This is a genomic window from Delftia sp. ZNC0008 (assembly GCF_000799035.1).
Taxonomy (GTDB): Bacteria; Pseudomonadota; Gammaproteobacteria; order Burkholderiales; family Burkholderiaceae_C; genus Comamonas; species Comamonas tsuruhatensis.
Genome location: NZ_JTKZ01000402.1, coordinates 1 through 8,191, shown reverse-complemented (window position 1 = coordinate 8,191; position 8,191 = coordinate 1). Strand labels below are relative to the sequence as shown.

Here is an 8,191-nt window from a genome sequence, read left to right as displayed (position 1 = left end):
CTGGGCGGCCGGCTCCCTGGAGGGCAGCGGCTATGCCAGCGCCGCCGTGCTGGCGGCCGCCGTGGCGGCGGGGCTGGCGGCGGCCTGGGCCATCGTCGGCCAGCTCAACGCCATGGTGCTGGGGCATGACGTGGGCCTGGCGCTGGGCGTCAATGTGCGCGCCACCGCGCAACTGGCCTGCCTTGCAGTCATGCTGCTGGCCGGGGCGGCCACGGCGGCCGTGGGGCCCATCGCCTTCGTCGGCCTGGTGGCGCCGCATCTGGCACGCCTCTCGTGCGGGCCGGACTACCGCTGGATACTGCCGCTGTCCGCGCTCTACGCGGCGGTGCTGCTGCTGGGTGCCGACGTGCTGGGCCGCGTCGTCGCGGCGCCTGCCGAAGTGGCTGCGGGCATCGTCGCCTGCCTGATCGGCGGGCCGTTCTTTGTCTGGGTGGCGTGCAGATACCGGTTGAGCAGGCTATGAAGACCTCCGTGAACACATCCGTTGTGCGCTGGGGAGCCTGTTCGTTTCTCTGGCGGCCCAGGCCGCTGGCCGTGGGCATGGCGCTGGTCGTGCTGGCCCTGGTGCTGGGTGTGCTGCTGCTGGGCACGGGAACCCTGTCCCTCAGCCCCGCCGAAGTGCTCGACAGCCTGCTGGGCACGGGCTCCAACCCCGCAGCTGAGCGCATCGTGCAGCGGGTGCGGCTGCCGCGTGTCCTCACGGCCGTCTTCGTGGGCGCGTCGCTTGGCATGGCGGGCGCCATCTTTCAGTCCATCTCCCGCAACGCGCTGGGCTCGCCGGACGTGATCGGCTTCACCACCGGCGCGGCCAGCGGGGCGATTGCGCTCATCGTGCTGGGTGACGCCGGGCCGCTGTGGACATCGCTGGCCGCCGTGCTGTCGGGCATGGCCACGGCGGCGGTCGTGCTTGCGCTGTCCGGAGGCCGGCGTGCTGCCGGCGGCTACCGGCTGGTGCTGGTGGGCATAGGCGTGGGGGCCACGCTCTCGGGCCTGAACACCATCTTGCTGGTCATGGGGGACCTGGACCGGGCCGTCGCCGCGCAGCGCTGGCTGGCCGGCTCGCTCAGCGCGCGGACCTGGGCCCATGTCGTGCCCGCCGCGCTGGGCTTCATCGCCATCGTGCCCGTCGTGCTGTGGTGCGCCCGCCGCATCAACCTGCTGGAGCTGGGCGACGATGCCGCCACCCAGCTCGGCGTCAACGTGCCGCGCACGCGGCTCACCATGGTGATGGCCGCAGTGGCCCTGACCGCCATCGCCACCGCAGCGGCGGGGCCCATCGCCTTCATCGCGCTGGCCGCGCCCCAGCTGGCCAGGCGCCTGGGGCTGTCGCCCGACGTGCCCCTGTTCACGGCGGCAGCCATGGGCGCCGTTCTGCTGCTGGCGGCCGACATGCTCAGCCATTGGGCACCCGTGCGCCTGCATCTGCCCATCGGGCTGGTGACGGGGCTGCTGGGCGGGGTGTATCTGCTGTGGCTGCTGTTTCGCACACGCAAGGGATAGACGGTCGTGCAGGGTGCAACGGGGCGCAGCCCCAGTACCTGCGGGACTACCTGACGCCCCGCGCCGCCCCAGGCCCCACCACGGTGTACACATGCCCGGCCTCTTCGGCAGCCACCTTGGCAGCCTCGCTGCGGCGCACCTCCGCCTGGTCCTCGTACTCGCAGTTCATCACCCGGGCTTCACTGCCCGCGAACTCCGCCAGCGATTCAGCGCTGTTGCGAATGGTCACCAGCGCCTGCGCCACCACGTCCAGCCGCTGATGGCCCTCGGGGATCTCCAGCCAGGCCAGCGCCAGCTGGGCCAGGGCGGAAACCTCGGCACAGCCTTGCTGCACGAAGCGGTCCATTTCATGCAGTGCGGTTGCGAGCTTCTGGGTGTGGGTGTTTTCGGGGGGAGGGGATGAGGGGATGTGCTTCATGGGTTCGACTCTCCACGAAGCATTCCATTGGTGTCTGACATTGCATCTCCTTCAGAAAGGGATGATGCTTGCCGGTTTTTCTTGACGCAGATACTACGAGTTGCGTAGCTGATTGGCAGGGCGTTCAAGAAGATGGGGGCTGCCGGATGGACTTGAGGCGGGTGCCTACCAGTTTGTGGTTGGCCGCGGGTCAATCGCTATGAGCTGGGGAAACACAGACCGGACCTCCTGACCGCGCGCAAGTTGGCGGAAGTGCTCAAGGTGCCGATGGCGCTTTTCTATTCGGATACGGATGATGAGGTGGCGGAGTTGTTGCTCAGGTATGGGCAGGCGAGCAGGGCGGTGCGCAAGAGGGTGGGCGAGGTGTTGAAGAGGTAGGGCGTTCGGGTTGCGTGGAAGGCGGATTGCGACCCTTATCGATCGTTCGCTTCTGTCAAAAATTCATGATTTGAATTTAGAGCTATGAGGACACGAGAGAGGTTGCAGAAATGATGCGGGAATTTATTTGTTGCCCGTTAAATATTATTTATTCCTATTGGCACTTAATAGGATGCGTGGCTTCTCTGACTCCCAGCTGCTAATTGTTGCTGGTAAAAAATGATACGCTGGAGAAAGATCGTAATAGGCGATTTCTCTTTGCTCTTCTTGACTTAAATAATTCAAAAATAGCTCCATCTTTTCCAGCCTAAGCTTCACGCGGTCAAATCGCTTTCCATCTTTAAATAACTGAACTTCTGCATTCGCCAAATTCACCAGAGCATTGCAATGGCTTTCAGATCTCATCCCGCAATCCGTGCAAACGAGATCGATGTACGTAAAGGCCCTGTGCAGTTCATCCAGCGCAAACTGTCCAAAAGAAGTTATACGAATTGCATCAATTTCATCTGAAAACGCGTCGTGCCGGGTAGATGACTCAATCAGATTGGATGCAAGCAATTTATCTATCCAATACCGAAAATCAGTATCAGAACCGAAGACATCGGAAAAAAATCCTCGTAGCTCAGGCAGAGGAACAAATGCAGGCGAGAGTGGATCCTGGGCAACAGAAAGTCGCTTAAGTATTCTTAATCCCGTAAAGTGCGATCCCCCATCATTGGTTCGAATCTGATAGAGATTCGGGATCTTGCTATTTTTCTCGTCGTAAAAAAGGCGTGTTGGTGTCATAAGAGGCTTGATAACCTGATGAATTAGCAATTTCCATCCTCCAGCAGATTGGGCCATCTCCTGTGCATTTGTATAGCCAGATAGTATCAAGTCACCAAAAAGGTCCAACGCAAGACGGATATTTCCGTGAGCTGAGGCACTTATAAACTGATTCAAAGGAGACGCTGGGCTTCTGGAAAAATCGTTCCTGAAAACTCTGAAAAATGCAGTTATATTGTCAATTGAATGCTGCTCAATTTCTATCTCACCATATTTTATAAGCTCTAAGACGTAGTTGATTCTTTTATTAAAAACCTCATCAGGAGTAGGTGAGCTAATATGAAAAGCACTATTCTGATATGCATCGAGAAATCCGCGAATCTTAGAAGCATAAAATCTCTCTTCCCGCATAGATATAAGTACTACACATCCTAAGCTCTCGGTAATCTCGGCTGCAAGAGAGAAAGTGTAGTCTTGCAGTTCATTATCTAGTTGATCTGTATTATCGACTGCCACTATCACGCTTCTGTGATGAAGCATGTGCCATGCCACTAAACGCTGAGCCACATATTTTTCATCATTCTTCCATTCTTTGATCAGTTGATTTAAGTTTAAATTATAGGCTTCTGATTCATAGTGAAGGCCCGCCAATGACTGTTTTTGTGCTACTTCAAATCTATCTGAAAAAAGCTGCAATAGCTGTGCTCGATCTGAAGCCAATAAATTCTCTGAATCCAACTGCTTGGTCAATGACTCCCATAGAAATTTTCTTACTGAAATGGCATCCTTCGGCGAGGGAAGCATGTCAATTACAACGGGTATGCAGTTTTTCTTTAGGTAGGAAGGTGGGCGAAAATAAAGTACTTTTTTTATAAAAGTCGACTTGCCAGACCCTTTTCCACCAAATAATATTACTATATCGCCGTTTGTATTTTTGCGCATTCCATCGATAAGCCGATTAGCAAAAACTCCTCCAGAATCCATGTCTTCAGTTTCTATGATTCCATAATTTTGCATGAATGGTGAAACAGAATCTTTGATCAGAGTGCGAACTCCCATGATATTTTTGTCATGCGCTCTTTCATGCACATAACATTTTTCAACGAATTCCGAGTCATCGACATCAATTGGGCCAAAATAGCGTAAGACTATGCCCCTTATTTGCCTGGCAAGCGCATTCGAATTGATTGTCTGATTAAAAGAGACTATTCGCTCTTTGGGGAAAAATATTTCTCCACTATCAGGAGCTCCGCCTTGGAAAGCGCGTTGTAAACTATGCTGCTCTACAACAGATGTATACCCGAGAAGCTCTATAGCTTCCATGTAATTGGATTCAAACCAATCGATATCTGAAATGACTAAGGCTGACAAATCTTTCCATGCCTTGCCTTTTTGAAAGGCCTTGAAAATTATAAACTGTAGCCCATTCGTCACGAGGCCAAACTCACAACCCTCATCAGCGCAATATCGTTGTGCCTGAATAATTGCAGCCTTAGCTGTCGCAGAAGTTAGTAGTGTTTTGGTTTTTACAGCTCTGAATCTTTTTTTATAATTGAAATTTGCTGGTAAATCAAAATAAACGCCTGTTCTTTTGGCCTCGATAATGAGGGCTGGTCGTCCAGAGGTACGATTCAGATGATAGTCTGCATATCCGTCAACAGAGTTTTGTTCCATGCGGAATGACGCAATAGGCCAACCAAGGATTTCGCGCAAAATCCTATCAATGATCTGAAATCTCGTATCGGCCTCGTTTAGATCTGCTGATTTTGCGAATGAGACAATTTCTGCTGCAATGACGTGTGACATTCATATACCTCCGAACGCAAGCATAGTAGCGCAACCAAGGTGCTTTTCTCAAATAATTAGCTGTCGAGCCTGCCGGATGGTCATCGCCTGAAGCAGCTCATACGTCGAGTGTTGCTGTTTGAGTGAGAAGCTAGCGACTGTATCAAGTCGGACAATGTGGATCGCCAAGCCAACTCTCAAGAGAGGAGCAGAGTGTTGAGGCCTCGTCTCGCTTGTCAGTGGAAATGCCATCCGACATGGTTCGTGCGCTGTCTTTCCGCAAAGCACTCTTCAATGCAAACCACGCAGTCGGGCCGCTACTTCTCGCAAGAACGAAGCTAGACCGAACGGCTCCTTCTGGCCGTAACCCGTTCTCCACAGACCGCCAAAACTCTCACCCAAAAATCCTCCCTCATCCAACAGCTCAAACGCTACCTCCGGCGTCCTCTCCATCCCCCGCCGAATCGCCGCAGGAATCGCCTGCCGCGTCTTGCTGCACAGCCCGCGCATGGGCAAGACCTCGATCTGTATGCCGCGCACGGTGCGCACTTCGCTGGCGCCGGGCTCGATGCGCACGCGGATGCCTAGCTGTTCATACATGCGCTGCTCCATATGGCGCAGGTCCTGCAGGCTGGTGATCTGTTCGAGCCGCAGCAGCAGGCGCTTTTCCTCTTCCTTGGTGAGCCGTAGGATGCGCTGGTCGGCCCTGGGGTCGGCGAGCAGGGCGCTGTGATATCGGCCAAGGCCCCTGCAAACCAAGTTGGTCATTGACCTTGAATGCAAGGTTGGCAGCAACTTGCGCTTGCGGCCTTAGATATCCCGTGACAAAATCTTCCACAACTGTCAGTTAGATCATTGCCATGATCATCGCTGATGGTGGCGATACTGCAAATTGCCGGTCTTCAGAGTAAAGCACCCTATTATTCTGGTGCGCCTGCATGCGCAGGCAATAACAAAAATTTCCCCCTCCCCATGAAAATCCGCGCCACGTGGTAGCCGTGGCGTCGTTTGATGCATTGTTTCAAATTGTCGATGTTTGTCGGCGCAACGCCTGTAGCTCAATAGCAATATTCTGTTGAGTTTTTTGTTGTGAAGTATTCTTCATGGAAGGAGGCTGTAGCTGATAAAGCCTTGATAAAAATAATGCCAGCGAAAAGCTGGTGGCTTGAGTTCCACGATTTTGTTGATTTTTAATTGAAGCTCGGGAGGAGTTCATGAATCAAATAAAATTGAATGTGAAATCAAAGTATTTTGTCAATGTGATTGAAGGAGTAGCAAGTTTCGTATTGGTTTTGGCGTTTTGGTTGTTCTCGATGCCGGCTACGGCACAAATATTGCCGGTAGTCACCATCACAGATAATTTTGCCTATGGAGGCGGTTTTGGTGTTGATGGGTTTGAATTCAATCGTGGAGGGGGCGCTGGAACCGCGTTCAGTGGTTATCCACTTATGATGGGGTTTCTTAATTTCAAATCTACATCTCTCGAGGACGTGCGTTGTACGGGAGAAGCCTCTAAAGGTACAACGTCTCATGCAGATCCGAATACAAGGTGGATGGCTGCGGAGGCAGTCTTCAGAGTGGTAAGGCAGAGTTTGAATACATGGCAGAAGATCTTTGGACGTGGTACCACCCCGTGGCATGATGGAAAGTTGAGAGTGGTATATGCCGATGGTGGTTCGGAGATCTGGTTGGTAACAAGTCCTGGCATGTCGGCTGCCTTAGTTCCGTCGTCCATGCCAGGGTCTTTGAAGCTGGGTGATGGAATCCCAAAGCCTCATCATGTTTGCGGGAAATCATGAAATGAAAATCTCATTTAAATTAATTTTGGCAATCATTTTTTTATCGATGGGATTGCTTGTTGCATACTATCTTGCACAAACGTTTCAGGGGCCAAACACTAGTTTTGAAAAAGAAGTCAATTTGTCATCTGATGTAGTTGAGCAGAAAGATTCAGGGCAAGCCACGGCAGCGCTGCCTGATGTTGGTGCTTTGAATAAGCTGCCAGAAAAGAGCGATACGGGAAAAGCTATCGATTTGATGCAGAATTCCAGAGACTATCGGGCGGTTATGGAAAAGCTGGCCCAAGCGGGCACCGAAGAGGCAGGCCTGTATGCAGATACCATTTTGAAGCAGTGCTACATGATCATCCGGTCAGGAGTGCAAGGCGTAAAAACCGCATCCACCAAGCAGGATCAAGCCAAGGAACTGCTATGGTCCAGATGCAGTTCCTTCAGTTCGGATGAAATCTCGGCAGAAAGAGTTCGTCAGCTTGAAAGCGACCCTAGATTTCCAAAAGGGTTGATGGAACTTCGCAGCCAATGGAACGAGGTTGGCAGTGACTCACTCAAGCAGCAAGAAATTCTTGGCCGTATTTTTCATAAACGTGATCCGATTTTGCTAGAACAGGCTGGTCTGGGTCTGATCGCTTCACACGATGAGAAAATGAATTTGGATGGTACAGAGTTTTCTGGTGGAAAAGCTCTTGCTGCGGTAAGGAATAGCTGGATTGCGGCCGTTTGCGAAGGAACTGGATCTGACTGCGGTGGCAATGATTACTACGCTGTGGACATGTGTGCAAACACAGGTATATGCGAAAACTCAAGGTTTGAAGCATTTCGCTCGGCAACAGCCAGGGATCAAGGAGATGTTTATCTAAAGGATTTTGATTCAGCTTACCGTATTTTTGTACATGCAATCAAAACAGGAAATTCTGCAATATTCTTCGAGCAGATTAAAAAGTAGGAAAGGTGCCTGAAGTTACCCAAACAACCCCCCCTCATCCAACAACTCAAACGCCACCTCCGGCGTCCTCTCCATCCCCCGCCGAATCGCCGCAGGAATTGCCTGCCGTGTCTTGCTGCACAGCCCGCGCATGGGCTGAACTTCAATCTGTATGCCGCGCACCGTACGCACTTCGCTGGCGCCGGGCTCGATGCGCACTCTGATGCCAAGCTGCTCATACATGCGCTGCTCCACATGGCGCAGGTCCTGCAGGCTGGTGATCTGTTCGAGCCGCAGCAGCAGGCGTTTTTCCTCTTCCCTGGTGAGCCGCAGGATGCGCTGGTCGGCCATGGAGTCGGCGAGCAGGGCGTCGTGCTCGCAGATGCAGGCGCCCGGAGGGCAGGGGACTCGGATCGGAATCTGAACGGGAAAGCTCATCGATGCCCAAAGGAGAGCCGCCCCGGCCGGGGCGGTGCAGGCCATGCTAGTTCAAGGCTGCAGCGGGGCCAAGGGGAAAGTCCTGGGCGCGCCCGCTGCCTGCGTCTGCTGCCTTTTCCCCCTCCCGTATGTCCGCGCCTGCGTCGTGGCGGTTGCGGGGTTGCAAGCCTGCCGAAGGACAGGCTT

Annotated in this window: 9 protein-coding genes and 1 pseudogene; 5 read left to right on the top strand and 5 right to left on the bottom strand. The window is 53.5% G+C overall.

The genetic code is table 11. The features are described from left to right. Both L995_RS13540 and L995_RS13535 read left to right on the top strand, forming a co-directional pair. Positions 1-463: FecCD family ABC transporter permease (locus tag L995_RS13540; RefSeq protein ID WP_047472248.1), on the top strand; the 463-nt coding region annotated here is incomplete at its 5' end. Continuing rightward, complete coding sequence (locus L995_RS13535; protein ID WP_047472247.1) at positions 460-1,500, top strand: FecCD family ABC transporter permease; 1,041 nt, start codon at positions 460-462, stop codon at positions 1,498-1,500. The genes L995_RS13540 and L995_RS13535, both read left to right, overlap by 4 nt. A 46-nt stretch (positions 1,501-1,546) precedes the next feature. Here the strand turns inward: L995_RS13535 and L995_RS13530 are convergent, their stop codons facing one another. After that, a complete protein-coding gene (locus L995_RS13530; RefSeq protein WP_047472246.1) occupies positions 1,547-1,918 on the bottom strand; it encodes a hypothetical protein in 372 nt (123 codons plus the stop codon). A 204-nt stretch (positions 1,919-2,122) separates the two neighbouring features. Between L995_RS13530 and L995_RS33120 the strand changes: the two genes are divergently transcribed. Continuing rightward, complete coding sequence (locus L995_RS33120; protein ID WP_156136072.1) at positions 2,123-2,296, top strand: XRE family transcriptional regulator; 174 nt, start codon at positions 2,123-2,125, stop codon at positions 2,294-2,296. Positions 2,297-2,440: 144 nt separating this feature from the next. Here the strand turns inward: L995_RS33120 and L995_RS33115 are convergent, their stop codons facing one another. The 3 genes and pseudogenes from L995_RS33115 to L995_RS33110 form a co-directional block, all read right to left on the bottom strand. Then, positions 2,441-4,867, bottom strand: a complete 2,427-nt coding sequence (locus L995_RS33115; protein WP_156136071.1) for a hypothetical protein — start codon at positions 4,865-4,867, stop codon at positions 2,441-2,443. Between the two features lie 375 nt (positions 4,868-5,242). Beyond that, positions 5,243-5,614: pseudogene (locus L995_RS13520) on the bottom strand (hypothetical protein); the annotation flags it as partial. A gap of 253 nt (positions 5,615-5,867) precedes the next feature. Further along, on the bottom strand, positions 5,868-6,062 hold the full coding sequence (locus tag L995_RS33110) for a hypothetical protein (RefSeq protein WP_156136070.1): 195 nt from the start codon (positions 6,060-6,062) through the stop codon (positions 5,868-5,870). Here L995_RS33110 and L995_RS33105 point away from each other — a divergent pair. Together L995_RS33105 and L995_RS33100 are read left to right on the top strand one after the other, a co-directional pair. After that, positions 6,061-6,645, top strand: a complete 585-nt coding sequence (locus L995_RS33105) for a hypothetical protein (protein WP_156136069.1) — start codon at positions 6,061-6,063, stop codon at positions 6,643-6,645. The genes L995_RS33110 and L995_RS33105 overlap by 2 nt on opposite strands. Next, the gene (locus L995_RS33100) at positions 6,605-7,588 is read left to right on the top strand and encodes a hypothetical protein (protein WP_156136068.1); all 984 of its coding nucleotides are present in this window, start codon (positions 6,605-6,607) and stop codon (positions 7,586-7,588) included. The genes L995_RS33105 and L995_RS33100 overlap by 41 nt, the downstream gene beginning before the upstream one ends. Positions 7,589-7,603: 15 nt before the next feature. Here L995_RS33100 and L995_RS13515 read toward each other — a convergent pair whose 3' ends face one another. Beyond that, on the bottom strand, positions 7,604-8,005 hold the full coding sequence (locus tag L995_RS13515) for a hypothetical protein (protein WP_047472250.1): 402 nt from the start codon (positions 8,003-8,005) through the stop codon (positions 7,604-7,606). Positions 8,006-8,191: the final 186 nt, after the last annotated feature.

Coding starts and splice junctions, on each gene's coding strand:
- L995_RS13535 (WP_047472247.1), top strand. CDS start 460: ATGAAGACCTCCGTGAACACATCCGTTGTGCGCTGGGGAGCCTGTTCG.
- L995_RS13530 (WP_047472246.1), bottom strand. CDS start 1,918: ATGAAGCACATCCCCTCATCCCCTCCCCCCGAAAACACCCACACCCAG.
- L995_RS33115 (WP_156136071.1), bottom strand. CDS start 4,867: ATGTCACACGTCATTGCAGCAGAAATTGTCTCATTCGCAAAATCAGCA.
- L995_RS33105 (WP_156136069.1), top strand. CDS start 6,061: ATGAATCAAATAAAATTGAATGTGAAATCAAAGTATTTTGTCAATGTG.
- L995_RS33110 (WP_156136070.1), bottom strand. CDS start 6,062: ATGAACTCCTCCCGAGCTTCAATTAAAAATCAACAAAATCGTGGAACT.
- L995_RS33100 (WP_156136068.1), top strand. CDS start 6,605: ATGGAATCCCAAAGCCTCATCATGTTTGCGGGAAATCATGAAATGAAA.
- L995_RS13515 (WP_047472250.1), bottom strand. CDS start 8,005: ATGAGCTTTCCCGTTCAGATTCCGATCCGAGTCCCCTGCCCTCCGGGC.